Source organism: Aliiglaciecola sp. 2_MG-2023 (assembly GCF_030548145.1).
Lineage (GTDB): Bacteria > Pseudomonadota > Gammaproteobacteria > Enterobacterales > Alteromonadaceae > Aliiglaciecola > Aliiglaciecola lipolytica_A.
In genome coordinates this window covers 45,408-67,212 of the sequence record NZ_JAUORY010000022.1, presented here as the reverse complement: position 1 = coordinate 67,212, position 21,805 = coordinate 45,408, and the positions used below count along the sequence as shown (strand labels likewise).

Here is a 21,805-nt window from a genome sequence, read left to right as displayed (position 1 = left end):
TTACTCCTCACCTTCTAAAACAACAATTTGATCCAAAGTTGATGCATCTATGCTTCCTGATACTACCTCGGTAAGTGAGAGTGCGTTTTGTCCAGTTCCAATGAAATCAATAACTTTGATAGTGGCAACTTGTTTTCCTGGTAGCTCAATCATCATTCCACTCTGGGGATTTTTCACTTGCTTCCCCTTGGTTTTTACAACAAATTTATCACCAGTTTGAATTCCTTGGTCTTCGCCACCCGTCATTAAGTACATACCATCTTGCTGTGCGACTATATACGCCTGCCATGGGGCATCCATTAGATTCTCAACAATATTACTAACCAGCTTGGAAATGGCAGCAGATATGGCTCTATCATCTAAACTTGTGTCGTATCCGGCTGTTTCGCCAACGCCAAAAACTCGGTTAGCCTCTGTTCTCGCCTCGCCAGAAGCTTCCTCTGAATAAACAATTTGTCCGGTTTTAGTATTGATAAGTCGGACATTAACGGTCGCGTTTGCAATCTGTATTTTGTTGCGGCTGAAAACACCAACTTCACTGTTTGTTGCACGACCGAATTCGGAAACCGATCCGACAATTAGATAATCAGCACCCACTTTTTCGAGTTGGGTCTGATTTATTTGGCTTTCTTCTTCTAATTCATCTAATTCTTGGCGTTCTAACATTATGAATTTTTGCGTTTCTGTTAAACGGCTAGACAAAATATCTGCAGCTTGTTTACCTAAACGGTCGCCGGAATTATCAATCAAAAAACTATTAGTACGTTTGGTTTCATCTGAAAATCGAGATATTGCCACTACTCTTTTTAGTCCTTTGCTATCAGGCTCTACAATCGATTGGCTAATAACCGGGGAGGAGGCTTCGATTTTGTTTACCGTCCCTCGTGTTGAGCTTGTACAGCCATTTAGTGCCAACCCAATGGATATAACAGCAGAAACAAATACTATCCTTTTCATAACTTCCTCTAACTCATTAATTATTAATAAAAAACAGCTTAAAATATCACAATCTAAAAGCTGATTTTAGTAAAAAATAAAAATGATAAGGTTTGCAGTGATTAAAAAGATGACCTAATGCAATATTGAGGGTATGTTTCAAACGGTTGAAGTAGACGTGTAAGCCAATGGTGTATTGCGCAAAAAATTTTTGGCGGATGTAACTTATTTTCAAAAAAGGCGAAAATACTTAAAATCAAGGTTGACGATATTTAACCAAGTTGCGCGTTTTAAAACGTTTTTGTCAGGGCTTTTGATTGCATTTATGTAAATATAAAAACGAAATATCAGATAAGTCGCGCTACGCTAACACGCCGAATGAATACAATAATCTGGCATTTACATTAATAACTAAACTGACACAGCAGTTTTAATTTTTAACGATTTGGATAAGTAATTAGGAATTATGGGACTTAAATCATTTGTTTATATCTTTATTGGATTAATTGTTGCCGCGGTTGCGATGGTTTGGTTTAGTCAGGATAACTATGACCAGGTTTTTCACGCTGAATATGTGGGAAGCGAAGTGTGTGGTGACTGTCATATTATTAATTACGACGCTTGGTTAAAATCCCCTCATCACAATATTACTCACGCACCCAGCGAAAATACTGTGGTTGGTAATTTCAATAACGGGTCATTCTTCTTAAATACTGACCCCAATAAAACCAGCCCAGCTGTAAAGTCCTTCCGTGAAGGTGATGAATTTTATTTAGCCCTCAAGGATATTAATTCTGAGCAGTACACGCCTTTTAAAATCGATAAGGTTATCGGTTACCAATATCGACAAACTTATCTTACCCAAGAAGAAGGCGGGGTATTGCGGCGATTACCTGTGCAATGGTCGGTGGCCAGAGGAGAGTTTTTTGCTTATTGGAATGAGCAAGAGCAAAGCCCGGAAACTGTTGACGATTTATGGGAACAGATGAAGCCATTAAACTCGGCATGGAATTTATATTGCGCTCGCTGTCACACCACTAATTTACAACAAATAAGCAAAGACCGCGCTCATACAGTGGCTAATGTAAAATGGACTGAAGATGGCGTTGGCTGCGAAGTATGTCATGGCCCTGGCAGTGAACATGTTGATTATATGCAAGACAAACCTGTTAACCGCATGATGTCTTTGGTTAACCTTAAATTGTTCGATGAACCAGTTCCGTACATCATGAATGCAGCTGACCATTCTCAAGGGGTTGCGTTGAGTGTTTGTGCCCGTTGTCACGGTTCAGATATTTTACGTAAACGTATGGACGCTTATCGGACCTACTCTCCAGGTTATGATCATGCGGGCAATTTGAATGACTTGTCTGAGTATTTTACTGAGGCAGAAAGTGTTCCTGGTCGCACATTTCCCACGCTGCAAGTTTGGCCTGATGGACGGCCCAAAGGGCTTGGCACTTTATTTCGAACCTTTGCTGATTCTGCACATTATGAACAAACTGATATGCGTTGTTACGACTGTCATGATCCGCACAATAACAAACAACCTGCTCAATTTGGTATTTTAGAACCAACTGAAGTGAGTAATCAGTTTTGCTTAGAATGTCACCAACCTATACAACAAAATTTGACGGCCCATACCAGACATGCACCAGACACTAAAGGTTCTTATTGTTATGACTGTCACATGCCAAAGAACATGTTGAACCAAGTATCTGGCATAGACTACTTCGTTCGTAGTCACAATGTGGGGACAATACCCAATCCACTGTTGTCGGTTAAAATGGGGCTGGAAAATTCACCCAATGCATGTAACGAATGCCATACTAAGCAATCGCCGCAGTGGGCAGTAGACAAAATGCGAGAATGGGGAATGGACGGCCACTTGGTTGAAACCGACTTGCATTTAAACCGAAATGCCCATTCAGATTTCACCCACTAATGGCAGTTAGAGGAAAAGTTTAGTGACTGATTCTGTTTTATTAGATTTGTCCAAACCCTATGTATTAATCATTATGGGAGTAAGCGGCTGTGGGAAATCGACTATTGCCAATTTGCTCTCACAGCTGTTATCCATAGAGCTGGTCGAAGCTGATGATTTTCATAGTCTTGAGGCAAAAACTCAAATGGCTAAAGGTATCCCGCTCACTGATGAAATGCGTGAACCTTGGATTCAAGGGCTAGTCGAGCATTTAAGTAAAAACAAACAGTCTAGTAAAGTGATGGCTTATTCTGGCTTGAGGAGACAACATCGAGCGCGTTTTCGCTATTTAGAATTACCCTGTTTATTCATCCATCTTATTGCACAGCCCAAAGAATTAGCATCTAGGCTTGAACACAGACAAAACCATTTTATGCCAAGCAGTTTGATTGCCAGTCAATTTGCTGCACTTGAAGACACCTCTGCGGAATCAGATGTGGTTGAAATTGATTCCACTCAATCACCGCAGAAAATTATATTAGAAATTTATAATTTACTCGGTCTTCGTTGACGTTGATACATAAATACCCAGCCCCCAAACAAACCAGCCAAGCACTGAGCAAAAATACCTAGTGGCGTTCTCGCACCCGCGATAAGGGTAATGTCCATAATAGGTTGCATGGCTGTTAGCATGGTAAACAGAGCAACTGCGCCAGCAATGGGATAAAGCCATAATATTGGTTTTGGCCAAACCTTGTTTATCAAAAAGACACACACAAAGGCGATAAATAATCCAACTAAAATAATCGCGCCGTAGGTGGGCAGTAGGCCGAGTAAATCTTTGCCTGAGGCGGATAATCTTGTTTGCCAACTGATAATCACATCAAGCTTAATTAATTCGTGCAGAACGAATTGAGTATGTAAAAGGCTAGCTAAAACAAAACAGCTCAGTGTTGCTGCAATAAAATCGAAAATTAGTTTAATGGTTGCTTTCATAGGATAACCTTGACGTAGTCAACATTAACTAGTCTGCCATTTTAGTTAGAAAAATAACAATCTTTTGAATAGCAGTAGTAAACGGATATCGTCAGCTTAATTCGCATTTTTTCTCAATATGGGTATATTTATGCTTTAAGAGCCTAATCAATTAATTGTTTTTAACCCCAAGGAATTGTTTGTGAAGATTAAATATTTAACGCTGTTGTTATTTTATTTCTTATTCATTAGCATTCCGGTGAATGCAAAGTCGGATTTATTTTCGGTAGAGGAAGTTGTCACTGATTTGGATTATCCTTGGTCGCTTGCATTTATTTCTGAAAGCCAATTTCTGGTTACTCAAAGAACCGGAAGTTTGCGACAAGTAGTCAACTTTACTCTCAGTAAACCTATCGAGGGTTTACCGAAAGACATCTATGTGAATGGTCAAGGTGGCCTGTTAGATGTGGTGCTTCATCCTGACTATGCTCAAAATGGTTGGATCTATCTGTCTTATTCAGCAGGCAGTGATGAACGCAACACCCTCAAAGTAATGCGCGCCAAACTTAAAAATAATCAATTAGTTGATAGCCAAGTTATTTTCACTGTAAAACCTTATCGAAATACCCCTGTACATTACGGTGGCCGATTGGCTTTCTTAGACGACAATTCGTTGTTGATTTCTTCTGGCGATGGCTTTGACTTTCGCGAAAATGCACAACGTGTGAATAATCAGATGGGAAAAATTCTACGAATTTTGGATGATGGTCAGATACCAGATGACAATCCATATATCGGCGAAACTGAAAAGAATCTTGCCCACTCTGTATATTCGTTAGGGCATCGCAACCCACAAGGTTTAGTCTATGATCCCATTCGAAATCTCGTTTTTTCAAATGAACATGGTCCTGCAGGCGGCGATGAAATAAATATCATTAGAAAAGGTGAAAACTATGGCTGGCCGATTATTACCAACGGTAAAGATTATTCAGGTGCGTTAATTACGCCATTTAAAAAATATCAAGGAATGCGACAACCATTAGTGGATTGGACTCCTTCTATCGCGCCATCGAGCATAACTGTCTACGATGGCATGATGTTTCCACAAATGCGCGGCGATTTTTTGGTTAGTAGTTTGAAGTCGAAAGAAATTCTTTGGATTCAAATGCAACAGAACAAAGTGGTTGGGCAGCAATCTCTACTCTCTGAGCTAGGTTACCGATTCAGAGATGTTAAAGTGCATCCAGACGGCTCTTTGTATATACTGGTAGACAGCCAAAAAGGTAAAATATTACGGGTGACTGCAAATCGCTAAAGGCTGATTTGAGGTAGTTCGGAAATAATTAATTATGATAAATGTATATAGATTCTGTGTATGCTGACTATCATTAAATAATCATTGTGAATGATTCAATTTTTCACGGTTTACCTTTATACTGTCGCCAATATTTCTCTATATTCATAATTTAAAAGGACCATAAAGTGTTAGAAGCTTATCGTAAACACGTAGAAGAGCGTGCCGCTGAGGGTATCCCCCCTAAACCATTAAATGCAGAGCAAGTTGCTGGTTTAGTTGAATTATTGAAAAATCCTCCTGCTGGCGAAGAAGAGTTCTTGTTAGAGTTATTATCTGAACGAGTTCCTCCTGGTGTTGATGAAGCCGCTTATGTGAAAGCTGGTTTCTTAGCCGCTATAATCAATGATGAAGCGACTTCTCCGTTGATATCAAAAGATGCTGCAATTCAATTGTTGGGCAACATGCACGGTGGTTATAACATCGTAACTTTGGTTGAAGCTTTGGATAACGAAGATTTAGCAGAGTTGGCGGCTGAAGAGTTGAAACACACTTTGTTGATGTTTGATGCATTTCACGATGTTGAAGAAAAATCAAAAGCTGGAAACAAATATGCCAAAGACGTGATTCAATCTTGGGCTGATGCAGAGTGGTTCACATCTCGTCCAGACTTACCTGAAAAGATCACTTACTCAGTATTTAAAGTTACCGGTGAAACCAATACCGATGACTTGTCACCAGCACCAGATGCATGGTCTCGTCCTGATATTCCTTTGCACGCACGCGCTGCATATAAGATGACTCGCGATGGTTTAACGCCTGAAGTGCATGGCGAAATCGGTCCACTTAAACAAATTGAAGAAGTTAAAGCAAAAGGTCACCCTGTTGCTTTCGTCGGTGACGTTGTAGGTACGGGTTCTTCTCGTAAATCAGCAACCAACTCGGTTCTTTGGTTCTTCGGTGAAGATTTACCTGGCGTACCAAATAAACGTGGTGGCGGTGTTTGTATCGGTGGTAAAGTTGCACCTATTTTCTTCAACACAATGGAAGATGCTGGCGCGCTAGTGTTTGAAGCTGACGTTGACAAAATGAACATGGGCGATGTTATTGATATCTACCCACTAGAAGGTCGTATCACTAACGCTGAAACCGGTGAAGAACTTGCCAAGTACGAATATAAATCTGACGTCTTGTTAGATGAAGTTCGTGCTGGCGGTCGTATTAACTTGATAATCGGTCGTGGTTTAACGGATAAAGCTCGTGAATCCCTTGGACTTGGTACTTCAGACTTGTTCCGCAAGCCTGTTCAACCAACTGATACCGGTAAAGGTTATACACTTGCACAAAAAATGGTTGGTAAAGCATGTGGCGTAGAAGGTATACGTCCAGGCACATATTGCGAACCTAAAATGACAACAGTGGGATCTCAAGACACCACAGGTCCTATGACCCGTGATGAACTTAAAGATCTGGCTTGTTTAGGTTTTTCTGCAGATTTAACTATGCAGTCTTTCTGTCACACTGCGGCTTATCCTAAGCCAGTAGATATCGACACTCAGCACACTCTGCCAGACTTCATTATGAATCGTGGCGGCGTATCACTGCGTCCAGGTGACGGTATCATTCACTCTTGGTTAAACCGCATGTTATTGCCAGATACTGTAGGTACTGGTGGTGATTCTCATACACGTTTCCCAATGGGTATTTCATTCCCAGCCGGTTCTGGTTTGGTTGCTTTCGCAGCTGCTACAGGTGTAATGCCGCTTGATATGCCAGAGTCTGTTTTGGTTCGTTTTAAAGGTAAAATGAAGCCAGGTATCACGTTACGTGATTTGGTTCATGCAATTCCTTTATACGGTATCAAGCAAGGTCTATTGACCGTTGCTAAGAAAGGCAAGGTAAACGCATTCTCTGGTCGTATTCTTGAAATTGAAGGTCTTGATGGACTAACAGTTGAGCAAGCGTTCGAATTGTCAGATGCGTCTGCGGAGCGTTCTGCTGCAGGCTGTACTATCAAGCTGTCTAAAGAATCTATCGCTGAATACCTAACGTCTAACATCACTATGCTACGTTGGATGATCAATGAAGGTTATGGTGACCCTCGTACTCTTGAGCGTCGCGCACGTAAGATGGAAGAGTGGCTAGCTAATCCAGAACTTATGGAAGCTGACAAAGACGCTGAGTATGTTGAAACCATTGAAATTGATCTTGATGAGATCAATGAGCCAATCCTATGCTGCCCGAACGATCCTGATGATGCTAAAACCTTATCTGACGTTGCTGGCGCAAAAATTGATGAAGTATTCATCGGTTCTTGTATGACCAACATCGGTCACTTCCGCGCTGCAGGTAAGTTACTTGAGCAATTCAATAAAACCTTGCCTACACGTTTGTGGATATCTCCACCAACGAAGATGGACAAAGCAGTATTGATGGATGAAGGTTACTACAATATATATGGTCGAGTGGGCGTACGTACTGAAATGCCTGGTTGTTCTTTGTGTATGGGTAACCAAGCGCGTGTACTTGCTAATTCAACAGTACTATCTACATCGACTCGTAACTTCCCTAACCGTTTAGGTGATGGCGCTGATGTATATTTGTGTTCTGCTGAGCTTGCTGCTGTAGGTGCCATTGTTGGCCGTATTCCTACAACTGCTGAGTACATGGAATACGCGAACAAGATTGAATCTATGTCAGGAGACGTGTTCCGCTACTTGAACTTCGACCGTATCGAAGAGTTTAAGAAAGCCGAAGATGCAGCTAAAGAGAAAATCATCCCTGCGCTAAATATTGCGTAAATAAGCCATGCAATACTAAGCAAGGTTTATGTAAATACAAAAACCGAACGTAATCTTTGATTCGTTCGGTTTTTTTATGCATGCTATTTATTAGTTGATTGAATTGGCTGACACTGAAGAAGTTTAAATGAACACTAATATCTGTGTTTTTATCTATTTTGCCAAGCTTAGGGAAAGGGAACTAAATACTGCCGATAAGCTCCAATTAGCACAATTTTAATCGAAAAAATTAGAGACTATTAATGAAGACCATATTGTTAATGTTAGTATTAGTAAGCCTAAACGCGTGCACAGCAAGTTCGACCAAAGAATTTTTGGGGCATGCGGCAGCAAATGCTGCAGATACTCAAGTAGGCTATAACCAACAACAGTGTTTTACAGTAAAAAACCAATGTGTTCAGGGGCATTATGAAACCTGGCAAACAAGTGATGGCGTTGAAGGGTGTTCATGCAAAAATTTATGATTAAAAATGTATATGCGGCAGTATTATTTATTTCCGCTTCCGTTCTATCATTGGCTGCCACAGCGGTCGAATTTGAAGAAGCAACAGTGCAAGTTGCTGACACAGTATTAACTGTGGAGTACGCCAAGTCTTTTGAGCAACGTGCCACAGGTTTAATGTATAGAGAAGAACTGTGCGAAAGTTGCGGCATGTTATTCAAATATTCCCAACCACGTATCGCGGGTATGTGGATGAAAAACACCTTCATTCCCCTTGATGTCGCCTTTATTGATGAAAAAGGCAAGATAACGGACATTAGAGGTATGCAACCACATGATTTAACCTCAATCAATTCTTCAACTAAAGTGCTTTACGCGTTAGAGATGAATATAGGTTGGTTTGCAAAACACAATGTTAAAGTAGGGCACTTTGTACAAATTCAGACACCCTAGTAAAGCAAAAGCTAGTGACTTTGTTATTTAATGGTGCCGTAAATGAAGTTAATCCGGAGTATGGTTGATGAAATACACTGGCAGTTGTCACTGTAAAGCAGTTCAGTTTGAAGTGGAGTCTGAAGAGCAAGTCGAAGTAGAGGATTGCAATTGTTCCGTATGCAGTAAGTTCGGTTTTTTGCATCTGATTGTTCCTAAGCAGCACTTCAATTTAATCTGCGGTGAACAGTTCCTAACTGAATACAGATTCAATACTGGTGTTGCAAAGCACAACTTCTGCAAAGTTTGTGGCGCTAAGCCATTTTATATTCCACGCTCAAACCCAGATGGCGTTGATGTGAATGTTCGATGCTTAGACACTAAACCTGCTGAAATCACAATCGTTCCTTTCGATGGACAAAATTGGGAAGATAATGCCGCTAAACTTGCCCATAAGAGTAAATTGAATTAAGCAGCAAGCATATTCGGTTTTTACTAAACAGTTCTATCATTTCATCTAAAGGTAATTCAGAAATATCCATTTTGAATTGTTATATAGAAAATGTAGATAATTATTCAGTTGAAAAATGCATAGTCAATTCAAAACTAATCGAAGGAAATTGCTATTTATTACTTTTAAATAAGTTTATATCTGTTAATTTACTGCGATTATTTTCAAAGAGGATCTAGCGTGACAATTCCTGACCTTAACATCGCCAAGTTTGGTGGCACTAGTGTGGCAAATTATGCCGCAATGCAAAACTGCGCAAAGATTATCGCTGCTAACCCTTCTACTCGCGTGGTAGTTGTTAGTGCGTCTGCTGGTGTTACCAATCATCTAGTTAGCTTATCAAATACAGCATTGACTCATGCACAGATAGCGCAAATTCTTGAGCAGATCAAAACGATTGAAAATGGAATTGTTGCTCAGCTTGCTAAACCAGATGAAGTAACTGAAAAATTAAGCTCTTTATTTGACGCTATGGAAGCATTAGCTTTTCACGAAGAGTTGTTGCATCGCGATGATCTGAAAGATGGTTTGTTATCATTTGGCGAACGTATGTCATCTTTATTGATTACCGAAGTATTAAAAGAGCAGGGCGTGAATGCGGAAAACTTTGATGCCCGCAATGTTCTGCGAACCAATTCCGTATTTGGTGAAGCTGTTCCACAAATCGATGAAATTAAAGCTTTAGCAAGCCAAGTAATGAAGTCTGAGTTAGCTGAAAAAGTTTATGTCACTCAGGGGTTTATTGGTGCTGATGAGCAAGGCCGAACTACCACTTTAGGTCGCGGAGGAAGTGATTTCACTGCGGCTTTATTAGCTGAAGCTTTGGATGCGGTTAGTTGCGAAATTTGGACAGATGTTGTTGGTGTGTTCACAACAGATCCGCGAATTACTGATGCAGCCAGACCACTTCCAGAATTGAGTTTCGATGAAGCGGCCGAAATGGCCAACTTCGGTGCCAAAGTGCTGCATCCTGCTACCATGGAGCCAGCGCTGCGTAAAAACATTAAGGTGTTTGTAGGCTCGAGCAAAGAACCAGAGAAAGGCGGAACTTGGATAGTACGAGATTGTGTAAATGAGCCGCCTTATCGCGCTATTACACGTCGTAAGCAACAAGTGATGGTGACTGTGAAAACACCTAAAATGATGCATGCTCAAGGTTTCTTGCAGCAGGTATTCACTATTATTGCTAAGCACAGCTTAAGTGTCGATTTGGTAACTACTTCTGAAATAGCAGTATCCTTTACCTTAGATAATCCAACTAACTCCGTTGCGGAAAGACTTAATCGCGAAACACTTGATGAATTGCGTGACTTCTGTGAGGTGGTGGTTGAAAGCGATTATGATTTAGTAACAGTGGTGGGTAACAATATGCATAGTGCCGCTGGCGTATCCGCAAAAATATTTTCTTCGGTTAGAGATTATAATTTACGGATGATTTGCTACGGTGCTAACCCCCACAATATGTCATTCCTAGTGCATCAGGATGACAGTACTGAAATTGTCAAGGAATTGCATCGTTCACTATTCGAATGATGGTTTAGCAATTAATAAACTGAAATAAAAAAAACGCTGCATTTTATGCAGCGTTTTTATTTTTGTATCGTCTGATTTTAGTTTGCCATTTTAGACTCTAAATTGTTGAATAGAAGCCTGCAATTCTTCAGCTAAACGGGCAACTTCTTCACTTGAGTCTGCGGTTTGCTGTGCGCCAATCGAGGTTTCTTCAGCAATCCCAACAATATTTTCCAGCTTCTCACTAATTTCTTGAGATACCACGTTCTGTTCTCTAGCAGATTGCTCAATTTGGCTACTTACATCATGTGCTCTATGCACAGCTTCGGTAATTAGATCAAGAGCTTGGGTCGCTTTTTCTGTTTCCTCTACACAGACAGTTGTTTGTTCTTTGCCTTGGTTCATTACCATCACCGCTTTTTCAGCGCCTGCTTGCAGAACTTCAATCATGTCGTTAATTTCTTGCGTAGACTTTTGCGTACGACTCGCTAACGTACGAACTTCGTCAGCCACTACCGCAAAACCTCTACCATGCTCTCCGGCTCTAGCTGCCTCTATCGCCGCGTTCAATGCTAGTAGGTTAGTTTGGTCAGCTACACCGCGAATTACGTCTAAGATACCACCTATGCTCGCGCTATCTTGATGAAGTTTATTAATTACATTGGCAGCATCGTCGACATCAACTGCAAGCTTTTCAATGGTCATTTTATTGTTTAACGAAATACCTTTTACTTTTTCAGCTTCAACATCGGCATGGCGAATTTGATTCAAGGTATCTTCAGCGCTTTGCGTAACCATTTGAGATGTGCTGTGCATTTCTGTGGTTGCTGCGGCCACTTGAGCAACTTGAGATTTCTGATTCTGAATCGAGTGCGTGGTTTGTGCGGTCACAGTCGACGTTTCTTCTGATGCCGCGGCCAATTGAGATGCGCGTGTACTTATTCCAGTGATTAACGTTTTTAGGCTATCGATTAGGTTGTTGACGCTGGTGGCCAATTCTCCAAATTCGTCATCTGAACTATCGTCTAACTTGCGGGTTAAGTCACCTGAAGAGACGACATGTAGAACTTCATTGACCTTTCTAAGTGGCACTGTTATGGCTCTTACGCTGGCCCATCCTATCCATGCTGCTAAAACGGCAGAAACGATTATTAGCACAATAATCACAGTTGTACCCATGGCCACACGATTTGCTACTTGGTCCTTCATCTCGTTGGTTTTTTCTTCAGCTACTTTCAGCAGCGCATCTAATTCTGCAATTGCTTGTTGAATATTTTCTTCTGAAGACGCTAACGCCTCAGATGCCGCTAACTGACTGTTTAATCGAGTTACTTGGGTGTTAAGTAAACCGTCTGAAGCAGTGACTGAGCTAATAACAGAATTAACCAGGTTGGTGATTTCTTGCATAGTGCCGCTGTCATCTCGGTTTCCTGCTAGTGATTGCATTTCTGCTAACTGGTCTGAAATTTGGCCTATGACTAACTCTACTTCATTACCAATAGTGTCGGCGCGAACCAAATTTTCGGTTTTGATATAATCTGCACTCACCGTTAGAAGTGATAATAATGAGGTTTCTAATTTACTGCCAATCTCAGCAGCTTCGCTTAATTGAGCGTTGGATTGCACACTATCTAAATCAGCAAAATCTAGCAATAACATGGAAGAGTCATCTGAATTATCTTCAACACTTTCTACGATATCGCCAAGTCTTGCCCCTTCGTCTAAATAGGCTTTTCGGCTTTCAAACATATTACTGACATTGCTAGTATATTGTTGGTAAATGCCTTCTACGTTTTGCAATGCTTGACTAAAAATTGGGTCTTTACTGACTTTACCTTTGATCATCGTCACTTCGTTTTGGAAGTTAGATTCACTTGTACGCAAATTTTCTAGTTGTGTGTTTAAGGCTTCGGAATTGGTTTCGTAATAACCAGCAACCGTCAGTCTACCCATATTTAGAAACGAAATTTTAAGTTGATTACTGGCGTTTAAAGTGGGGATGGCTAAGGTGTTTACTTCATCAGTTGCAGAATCAATCGAATTAAAATTAAATAGCGAGGAAACACCTATCACCAGTAGTAAAACAGAAATAAGCGTAAATCCGCCTATTACCCTCATTGCGACTGATATTTTCATTTAGTAATTCCTCTGTTTTATTGATCTTTTTATTCTAATATTCGTGAAGATCAAATTGTTAACAATTCTGCATTAAGTGTGTCAAATTTTGACAGAAATGTCATAAATTTAGTTACACAACTTTTTAACAAGTAAAATCAGTTTATCACTGGTTTTCCACAAACATAATGACTAAATGATTTGATACGTACATCAAATGATTATTAAGTATAATCTGCACACTTTTTTTGTTGCTGAGTTTGGTATTCTCGCCAGTCATCGGCGGCTTAAAAGCCTTTGCAAAGATATTGATATCTCAACCAAACTCCATGTTATTAACTAAATCTGATGCTGTCTTCAATTATCGACATTTGTATATGATTCTTTAGAAAGGAAATTTGTGCATGAGTCGGCAGAGTTAACGATTTGTATTTTGAACACTAATTCTTTGTTCGCTCTCCAGACAATATAATGTCATGGTGTTTCCCCATACGAAGCCTGTGTCTAAACCGATAAATTGTTTCGATTGGGTTTGTCCCATTAACGTTGCCCAATGTCCAAAAATAACACGCTGACTTTTTTTGAGTTTTTGATTATTTACTGCAAACCAAGGTTTTAATGATGTGTTGAATTTGTTAGGCGCGCACTTAGTTTCAAATTCTAAGGTGTTAAGTTTTTTAAGATAGCGCATACGAGTAAAAGCATTGATGATAAACCTTAGTCTATCCATGCCCAATAATTGCTCATTCCAACGATTTGGTTCAGCGCCATACATAGATGCTAGCATATGTAAGTAGTCAGGACCGGCGAGAACAGCAGAAACCTCATCACTTAACTCTACGGCTTTTTTAAAAGACCACTCAGGATATAAACCGGCATGACTTATTAATGTCTCTTTATTGATGCGCAAGGCCAATGGTTTTGTTCTTAACCAGTTAGCGAGTTCCTGTGCTTTGTCAGAGCGTAGTAGGGGACCTAAAAAGTCACTCCGCTTAGCTACTTTTAATTGTCCTAAAATCGCAAGGAAATGTAAGTCGTGATTGCCTAAAACCGTATCGAATGCTTCACCAAGAGAGTTGAGAAACATTAAGGTGTCAAGAGAGTCGGGTCCTCTAGCAACAAGATCGCCTACCGCCCAAAGTTTGTCATTGGCAGGGTCAAACTTTACTTTATCAAGCAGTTGCCGAAGACCAGAGTAACAACCTTGAATATCACCAACTACGTAATTAGACATAAGTTTTGCGAAGAGCCTGTTTGACTATTAATTAAGAACGTTTGAATCAGCTAATCTAAATACGTCTATAGGTACTTTAACCAATTCATTCTGTGCATCTTTAAATTCGTAGTGCCCCTGCATAGTGCCCACTGGCGTGTCTAAAATAGCACCGCTGGTGTATTGATAATGTTCGCCTGGTTTTATTACCGGTTGTTCTCCGACAACACCTTTGCCTGAAACTTCCGATATATCCCCATTTCCATCAGTAATTAACCAGTAGCGATTTAGTAGGGTAACTTCATCTTTACTGTTATTAGTGATCGTTATTTTGTACGCAAACGCATATTTTTCCTCGGTTTCAGGAAATCTATCTTCAAGATATTGAGTGTGCACATCAATGCAAATATCATTAGCATCCATTATTTTTTAAGACTCTTGTTGAGAAAGGAAGTTGGCCACGGTTGCGAAGTCTGCAAGACTTAGGTTTTCTGCTCTTAACTCAGGATTGATACCTAGGCCTTCAAGCTGTTTTTCTTCAATTAATTTTTTTAAACTATTACGGATGGTTTTTCTGCGCTGGTTAAATGCTTGAGCGCACACTTGGTTTAGCATTTTCTGTTCGATGACCTCAACCGGTTTTTGGGTATGAGGTAACAGTCGTACCACAGCCGAATCGACCTTCGGAGGAGGATTGAAAGCGCTAGGCGGTACATGTAAAACGGGAATAACTTGGCAGTGATATTGCGCCATAACAGACAATCTGCCATAGTTTTTTTCACCGGCCTTAGCCGCTAATCTATTCACTACTTCTTTTTGCAACATAAAGTGCATATCTTTGATTTTGTTGGCAAAAGAGAAGAGATGAAACATTAGAGGAGTTGATATGTTATAGGGCAAGTTCCCAAAAACACGCAGTGGATTTTGCTCATCACATAATTCGGAGAAATCAAATTTAAGTGCATCAGCCTCGATCACATTCAATTTTTTCGAAATAAATGGATGTGATCTGAGTCGGTTTGCCAAATCTCGGTCTAGTTCGACTACATTGAGTTTGCTGATGTGCTCACACACAGGTTCAGTAAGTGCCGCCAATCCAGGACCTATTTCAACTAAGTTCTCTCCCTCTTGGGGATGAATTGCCGAAACAATCTGATCAATAATGTAAGCATCATGTAGAAAGTTTTGCCCAAAGCGCTTACGGGCGGTGTGGCCTAAGTGTTGTTTACTCATATACGTTTTACTGCCAATTTTAACGCGTCATTAATCGCACACTCAAAACTTCCAGAGTTTGCTTCACCTGTTCCAGCTAAATCTAAAGCAGTGCCATGGTCAACAGATGTGCGAATGAAGGGGAGACCCAAGGTGGTGTTAACTGATTTGCCAAACCCTTTGTATTTCAATACGGGTAAGCCTTGGTCATGAAACATGGTTAAAATAACGTCTGCTTGCTGCATGTACTTTTCTTGAAACATTGTATCTGCTGGCAATGGGCCGGTGATTTTAAGTCCTTGTTCGCGTAATTCATCTAACGCTGGAATAATAATATCTATTTCTTCGCGTCCTAGATGCCCATCTTCACCAGCGTGGGGATTTAATCCACAAACAAAAATATGTGGAGTGGGTATCCCAAACTTGAGCTTCATATCAGTGTGCACAATGTGTAATACTTTATGCAGTCTTTCTCGAGTGATTGCTTTTGCTACATAGGCTAATGGGATATGAGTGGTAGCCAATACTACTCTCAGCCCCTCAGTAGATAGCATCATAACTACGTCTTGGGTGTTTGATTGACTAGCAAAATACTCTGTATGTCCACTAAATGAAATACCGGCCTCATTGATGATGCCTTTGTTTACTGGACCTGTTACTACCGCGTCAAACTCTTGGTTCATATTTTTAGCACAAGCTTGGCGCAATGTTTCTACAACGTATAAACCATTTTTGGCGTCCAATTGCCCCGCCACGACTTTAGATTTGGTCGGGATATCGATGATGTACAGTTGACCAGGTGCTTGCACTTGGACTACATCGCTTTTGTAGTTGAGCAAAGTCAAAGGTAGGTTAAGCATAGCCGCACGTTCGGTTAACATCGTACGGTCAGCAAAAACAACTAATTGGGCATCCCATTTATTTTGAGCCAGCTGAATAATCAGATCTGGCCCTACTCCGGCAGGTTCACCTGGCGTGATCGCAATCTTGAAAGGCAATTTAACTTCCTAATTCATTTGAAGGGTCTAACACTTCTATGTAAGCAGCGTCGCGCATTTCCCTTAACCAAGCATCCGTTTCTTCAGAAAATTTACGATTAAAGATAAGCTGATAAGCTTTGTCTTCTTTACGTTTATCGGTCGCATCGTCAACACGTTTACCAATCATTTGTACTAAGTGCCAGCCGTGTGAAGAGCGGAAAGGTTGACCAATTTCATCTGCTTCTAAATTAGCTAAAGCATCTCTAAATGCTGGAACGTATATATTTGGATCGTTCCATCCTAGTTCACCGCCTTTAATCGCTGAGCCAGGATCTGCTGAATGTTCTTTAGCAAGCTCTTCAAATGTAGCATCACCGGCGATGATTTGTTTACGATACTCTTCTAATTTTTGTTTCGCTTTTTCGTCACTTAAGATTACTGAAGGTTTGATTAGAATATGTCTAGCGTTGACCTCTTGTACTTTGACAACTTCGATTCCACGTAAATCTTTTACTTTTAAGATATGGAACCCTGCACCACTTCGAATCGGCCCAACGATTTCATCTTTGCCTTTATCTTGAACCGCTTCAGCGAAAAGTGTTGGCATAGAGTTGATGTTCATCCAACCTAAGTCACCGCCTTCTAGTGCTTTTGAACCAGAAGAAGAGGCTATCGCAATCCGTGTGAAGTCAGAGCCACTGTTGAGTAACTCCAGTACTTTATCTGCGGTTGATTTCGCTTTTGCAATGTCTTCGTCTGTAGGCTGAGGAGGAAATCCAATCAAAATGTGCCCTAAGTTGTATTCCGCCTGTTCTGCGCCTTGTTCATCAATTAACTTGACTAGGTTTTCGATTTCTTGTGGTGTGATATAAACTCTTCTGCGTACATTTGCACGTCTAACTTCTTGGGTAATCAGCTCTTTGCGGATGTCTTCACGATAGACTTCAAAAGGAATACCATCTTTGGCAATAGCTGCTCTAAACTGCTCCATCGACAAATTGTTATTTGACGCAATGCCGGCAATGGTTTGATCAAGTTGAGGATCACTGATTTGTATCCCCATTTTTTCAGCCATTTGAGTTTGTAAGTTATCAGTGACTAATTTTTCAATAGCTTGCGTGCGCAGAGCACGGTCTGACGGTAAAGTTTGATTATTGGTTTCTGCATTGCGTTTCACTTGTTCTACCAATGCATCTATTTCACTTTCTAAAATGACACCTTGATCGACAATAACGGCTACTTTATCTAACGAAACCTGTTGTGCCACACTTTGAAAGGTAAGAAGTGTGGTTAAAGCTATAGCGACGACTAATAATTTCATGTTTATTACTTTTACTCAAAACGTTGTGAAAATGCCCTCAATTTGGACATTATATCTGTTATTAATTTATCAGGTAAGATTGGCGATAACCAAAAAGACCATCTTCGAGCATATCTCGGCGACTCGTTCGTGCTTCACCACCGGTGAATTTAAAGCTAAATTTCAAATTAACACTGGTCTCAAATTCCTGTGTATCTTCTAATCCACTGTCATCATATCGGTTACTTAAGTACCTTTGTCCAACAATGCTAATTGCCCAACAACAAGACTCGTACTGAATACCAGTGTATGTTTCGATGGTACGTTGAGTGTTTAAATCTTTATACCATCTACCGACCCAATGCCAATTTTTTGCTAATGGCCAGCTCGCAGTGAGCCCCATTTGATCAATTTTTTCGCCCGATAAATTACGCACAAACCTGTGATTCAATTGAAATATTTTATCTTCGCTTAATTGATATTCCAATGAAATACTGCTGCGCTCTACCTTATCAGTTTTAGTCGCAATCTGTATTTCTGAATGTGCAAACCATTTACTGCCAATTTGCCAATCCAACTCAGATGCCAACGCAGATTTATCTTCATCTTTGCTGGCCGCGACAACACGGTTATCTTTGAGATAGAAAATTTGACCTAAACTAAGGGCAAATTGTTCCCGACTATTTTCATCTAAAATTCTAGTGGTTAAACCTACCGTAACCTGATTGTTGTCACTAATTCTGTCGAGACCTGTAAATTCTTGTCCACGGAACAAACCATTAAAGTCATTTAGTAAGCGAGTTGTGTCATACAATCCTATTTGGTTTTGGTCTTCGTAACTAGTATACAAGTACTGAATTTTTGGTTCTAATGTTTGCCGCAATTCATTGTCAAACCACTCAATATCTTTTTCGAAATGTAACGCACCAAATAAACGCCCTTGGGCTAATGAGCGGTTAGTGCGCTCTGCAAGCTCGGTTCCTTCGATATTATCTTGGCGATAATAGGTGTTAAACAAGGTAGCTTCTGCTAAAAATTCGCCCCAATGAGCACGTAACGGTAAGGCCAGGCTGGGCGCAAAATGCAATCGTGTTGCTTGCGGTAAGTCAGATTGTTGGTTCTCAAAATAGGCTAATTCTGAAGCAATGCGAAATTCCAAGCCGGCAAACATATCTGTTTGATAGTTTAACTTCAATTCAGGCATTGCACGATAATTTGTCGGATGGTCGCCTATTATTTCAAAATCTCTGAAACTAAGGGAAAAATCTAAGTTATCACTGTAGTAGTTTAACGCCATTGTTTGATACAAGTGAGTATCTGCGCGATTGTAAAAATCTGAACCAAAGTCGACGATATAGTTATCATCGCTCAACGCGTTGTAATCAATATTTAGGTTCCAATTATCGCCAATGCTGGTGGAGTTCAGTAATCGATAAAAATATCTAGCGTCACTGTCACTTGTGCTTTTGTCATCGTCCAAATATTCAATATTTATTTGTCCGTTGCTATTATCAGTTAGGTACCTGAATTCAGTTTTTAACATCAACCCTAAGTCTGTCATCAAGCGAGGAGTCAAAGTCGCATCGTAATTTTCCGCAATATTCCAATAAAACGGTTGCTCATAATCTAAACCTGTGGTGCTCGAAGTAGTGATTTCGGGAAACAACAATCCGGTTTGACGCTGATCTGAGACTGGAAAAACGAAATAGGGTAAATAAAAAACAGGAATATCTTTCAAGTAAAAAACTGTGTTTACCGCTTCTCCCCAAAGTGCATCCTCTTCAATTTTGATGCTGCTGGCATTTATTTTCCAGTCCTCAGAACCCTCAGGGCAGGTGGTATAACTCACGTCAGTTAATTCTAATCCCACTTGCTGATCGATATCTATGACACCAGCAGAACCTCTGCCACCAAATTGGCGGAGGTGGTATTTAGTATCATTCATTGATAACTGACCGGAGGTGGTATTCAATCTAACGTCGCGACTTTGCACTACCATCAAATCATCGTTGTAGCTAACATCCCCCGAGGCTTTCAATTCCGTTTTGTCTTTGTCTATTGTTGCGTTGTCGGCCAGAATTCGAGCTTTTTCATTATCAATGGTGATATCGCCTTCGAAAGTGGCGTAGCGATTTTGGTTGATTTGGGCACGATTGGCCTTAACTCTTATCTGATCGGCTGAAATAGTTTGGTCAGCAACAAAATCCTCGGTACTAATTGCACAGGAGGAGGTTGGCTGAACTTGAGCTGCAACACTCCCGACAGCGCAGGTCAGGAGTAAAGAAGTGATCTGGTTAATTTGCATACAGGGTCTAAGTTAAATTGCCATGTAGAGGTCGATAATCGACATTAAAAGTGTAAATTTTAAGTGCTTGAACATGATTTACCAATAAACTTCCCAAAAAATACACCACAATGGATTTCCTTTGATCTATTATGCTTTCGCATTGGCTATATTTATACCACAAATATGAGGTAAAACGTGACACAAATAGTGCAAACCAAGAAGGCATTGTTACAATGGATAAATTCTTCCACAGAGTTTAGATGTCAGAAAATAGAAATGATTTTTGGCGATGCAAGTTTTCGTCGCTATTTTCGCTTTTGGGATGAATTGAGTCATACCTCAATCATTGCCGTAGATGCACCGCCAGAATACGAAGACAGTTCAAAATTTGTTAATCTTGCCAATGCCTATTTTCAACATCATGTCATAGTACCAAAAGTGTTAGCGCATAATCCTGAACTTGGTTTTTATTGCTTACAAGATTTTGGTGATAAGCAATTCAGTCAAGCATTAAATCCGGATACCATGCAGGTGTTATACACCAATGCCCTTAATCAAATTCCTGCAATTCAGTCTTGTGTCGTTGCAAATGGACAATCTTTACCATTTTATGACGACGAATTGTTGCGGAAAGAAAAATACATCTTTACCCATTGGCTAATTGAGGTGCATTTAAACATCAAGCTAACAAAAAGCCAAATGGATAGCGTCGATAAATCCTATGAATTTTTGCATCAAGCATTCAAATCTCAACCACAAGCAGGCGTACACAGAGATTTTCATAGTAGAAACTTGATGTTATTAGCCAACGGCGATATTGGTGTCATTGATTTTCAAGATGCGGTAATCGGCCCAATTACTTATGATGCAGTTTCGTTATTGAGAGATTGTTATCAAAAATGGCCACCAGATCAGGTTGAATTGTTACTGCGCCACTTTCACCAACAATTTTATTCTCAATATCAATGGCAAGATTTTACCTATTGGTTTGATCTCACTGGAATTCAGCGACACCTCAAGGCTAGCGGGATATTCTGTCGGCTTTTTCATCGTGATGGCAAAGATGGCTATCTGTCACACATTCCACGAACCTTAGATTATATTCTTGAAGTGGGGGCAAATTATCCAGCATTAGCAGACTTGGTTGGATTAATAGAAAACACCATTAAACCCAAATTATTGGAGTTGACTAAGTGAAAGTAGCAATGATTTTGGCTGCCGGGCGGGGAGAGCGAATGCGCCCCCTCACGGATACCACACCTAAACCACTGTTAACTGTAAAAGGTAAAGCATTAATTGAATTGCATTTGGAAAAGTTGGCCTTAGCTGGTTTTCAACATGTGGTGATAAATCATGCTTGGCTTGGAGAGCAAATAGTCGCATTTTTGGGTAATGGTGAGCGTTACAACCTGCAGATTCATTATTCAGCAGAAACCAGCGCACTAGAAACCGCTGGTGGAATTATCAATGCCTTGCCACTGCTGAAGTCGTGTTTACAACAGCAACGTTACTTTACCGTTATAAATGCTGATATTTATTCAGATTTTGAGTTTAGTTGCCTACCTAATGAGTTAGATGGCAGCAAAGGGCATTTGGTTTTAGTTAATAACCCCCCACATAATCTAAAGGGCGACTTTAATGTAATTGACCACAAAGTCGTGCGTCAGCCACAAAATCAATTCACCTTCAGTGGAATAGCTGTTTATGATGTCGGTTTGTTCGCTAATCTTGATGGGCGAAAATCACCATTGGCACCACTACTTTTTGATTTAGCAGAAAAAGGTCAACTTACTGGTCAGCACCATACAGGCATTTGGTTTGATATAGGTACTCCGCAACGTTTAGAACAAATTAATAAGATGGAAGGTTAA

Annotated in this window: 19 protein-coding genes; 10 read left to right on the top strand and 9 right to left on the bottom strand. The window is 40.3% G+C overall.

Annotation, left to right across the window (positions count from 1 at the left end; genetic code table 11):
- Entirely contained in the window at window positions 1-957 is a 957-nt protein-coding gene (locus tag Q4567_RS18060; protein WP_216047242.1) for a CsgG/HfaB family protein, read from the bottom strand.
- Between the two features lie 445 nt (window positions 958-1,402).
- Between Q4567_RS18060 and Q4567_RS18055 the strand changes: the two genes are divergently transcribed.
- Window positions 1,403-2,881 carry an ammonia-forming cytochrome c nitrite reductase subunit c552 gene (locus tag Q4567_RS18055; protein ID WP_303501409.1) on the top strand — a complete coding sequence of 493 codons (1,479 nt, stop codon included), beginning with the start codon at window positions 1,403-1,405 and terminating at the stop codon, window positions 2,879-2,881.
- Window positions 2,882-2,903: 22 nt separating this feature from the next.
- Window positions 2,904-3,431, top strand: a complete 528-nt coding sequence (locus tag Q4567_RS18050) for a gluconokinase (protein WP_303501406.1) — start codon at window positions 2,904-2,906, stop codon at window positions 3,429-3,431.
- Here the strand turns inward: Q4567_RS18050 and Q4567_RS18045 are convergent.
- Complete coding sequence (locus Q4567_RS18045; protein WP_216047239.1) at window positions 3,407-3,856, bottom strand: hypothetical protein; 450 nt, start codon at window positions 3,854-3,856, stop codon at window positions 3,407-3,409. The two genes, Q4567_RS18050 and Q4567_RS18045, sit on opposite strands and share 25 nt — an antisense overlap.
- A 181-nt stretch (window positions 3,857-4,037) precedes the next feature.
- Here Q4567_RS18045 and Q4567_RS18040 point away from each other — a divergent pair, with 181 nt between their 5' ends.
- The 6 genes from Q4567_RS18040 to lysC all read left to right on the top strand — a co-directional run bounded on the left by Q4567_RS18040 (window position 4,038) and on the right by lysC (window position 10,848).
- Window positions 4,038-5,150 (top strand): PQQ-dependent sugar dehydrogenase, encoded by a 1,113-nt coding sequence (locus tag Q4567_RS18040; protein ID WP_303501402.1) that lies wholly within the window; start codon window positions 4,038-4,040, stop codon window positions 5,148-5,150.
- Window positions 5,151-5,317: 167 nt separating this feature from the next.
- Window positions 5,318-7,930 (top strand): bifunctional aconitate hydratase 2/2-methylisocitrate dehydratase, encoded by a 2,613-nt coding sequence (gene acnB, locus Q4567_RS18035; RefSeq protein WP_216047237.1) that lies wholly within the window; start codon window positions 5,318-5,320, stop codon window positions 7,928-7,930.
- 242 nt (window positions 7,931-8,172) lie between these two features.
- Window positions 8,173-8,394, top strand: a complete 222-nt coding sequence (locus Q4567_RS18030) for a hypothetical protein (protein ID WP_303501400.1) — start codon at window positions 8,173-8,175, stop codon at window positions 8,392-8,394.
- Entirely contained in the window at window positions 8,379-8,825 is a 447-nt protein-coding gene (locus tag Q4567_RS18025; RefSeq protein WP_216047235.1) for a DUF192 domain-containing protein, read from the top strand. The genes Q4567_RS18030 and Q4567_RS18025 overlap by 16 nt, the downstream gene beginning before the upstream one ends.
- Window positions 8,826-8,892: 67 nt before the next feature.
- Window positions 8,893-9,276 (top strand): GFA family protein, encoded by a 384-nt coding sequence (locus Q4567_RS18020; protein ID WP_303501396.1) that lies wholly within the window; start codon window positions 8,893-8,895, stop codon window positions 9,274-9,276.
- A gap of 219 nt (window positions 9,277-9,495) precedes the next feature.
- On the top strand, window positions 9,496-10,848 hold the full coding sequence (gene lysC, locus Q4567_RS18015) for a lysine-sensitive aspartokinase 3 (protein WP_303501393.1): 1,353 nt from the start codon (window positions 9,496-9,498) through the stop codon (window positions 10,846-10,848).
- A 90-nt stretch (window positions 10,849-10,938) separates the two neighbouring features.
- On the opposite strand, the gene Q4567_RS18010 is transcribed toward lysC, so the two are convergent.
- The 7 genes from Q4567_RS18010 to Q4567_RS17980 form a co-directional block, all read right to left on the bottom strand.
- Entirely contained in the window at window positions 10,939-12,963 is a 2,025-nt protein-coding gene (locus Q4567_RS18010) for a methyl-accepting chemotaxis protein (RefSeq protein ID WP_303501391.1), read from the bottom strand.
- 397 nt (window positions 12,964-13,360) lie between these two features.
- The gene (locus tag Q4567_RS18005) at window positions 13,361-14,176 is read right to left on the bottom strand and encodes a symmetrical bis(5'-nucleosyl)-tetraphosphatase (protein ID WP_303501389.1); all 816 of its coding nucleotides are present in this window, start codon (window positions 14,174-14,176) and stop codon (window positions 13,361-13,363) included.
- Between the two features lie 27 nt (window positions 14,177-14,203).
- Window positions 14,204-14,578: a Co2+/Mg2+ efflux protein ApaG gene (apaG, locus tag Q4567_RS18000; RefSeq protein ID WP_216047230.1), complete on the bottom strand. Its 375-nt coding sequence runs from the start codon at window positions 14,576-14,578 to the stop codon at window positions 14,204-14,206.
- A gap of 6 nt (window positions 14,579-14,584) precedes the next feature.
- On the bottom strand, window positions 14,585-15,388 hold the full coding sequence (gene rsmA, locus Q4567_RS17995) for a 16S rRNA (adenine(1518)-N(6)/adenine(1519)-N(6))-dimethyltransferase RsmA (protein ID WP_216047229.1): 804 nt from the start codon (window positions 15,386-15,388) through the stop codon (window positions 14,585-14,587).
- Window positions 15,385-16,365: a 4-hydroxythreonine-4-phosphate dehydrogenase PdxA gene (gene pdxA / locus Q4567_RS17990; RefSeq protein WP_216047228.1), complete on the bottom strand. Its 981-nt coding sequence runs from the start codon at window positions 16,363-16,365 to the stop codon at window positions 15,385-15,387. The genes rsmA and pdxA overlap by 4 nt, the downstream gene beginning before the upstream one ends.
- 1 nt (window position 16,366) lies before the next feature.
- On the bottom strand, window positions 16,367-17,668 hold the full coding sequence (gene surA, locus Q4567_RS17985; protein WP_216047227.1) for a peptidylprolyl isomerase SurA: 1,302 nt from the start codon (window positions 17,666-17,668) through the stop codon (window positions 16,367-16,369).
- A 61-nt stretch (window positions 17,669-17,729) separates the two neighbouring features.
- A complete protein-coding gene (locus tag Q4567_RS17980) occupies window positions 17,730-19,952 on the bottom strand; it encodes an LPS-assembly protein LptD (RefSeq protein ID WP_216047226.1) in 2,223 nt (740 codons plus the stop codon).
- Between the two features lie 177 nt (window positions 19,953-20,129).
- On the opposite strand from Q4567_RS17980, the gene Q4567_RS17975 reads away from it, so the two are divergent.
- Entirely contained in the window at window positions 20,130-21,131 is a 1,002-nt protein-coding gene (locus Q4567_RS17975; RefSeq protein WP_216047225.1) for an aminoglycoside phosphotransferase family protein, read from the top strand.
- Entirely contained in the window at window positions 21,128-21,805 is a 678-nt protein-coding gene (gene murU / locus Q4567_RS17970; RefSeq protein ID WP_354667861.1) for an N-acetylmuramate alpha-1-phosphate uridylyltransferase MurU, read from the top strand. Before Q4567_RS17975 ends, murU begins: the two co-directional genes overlap by 4 nt.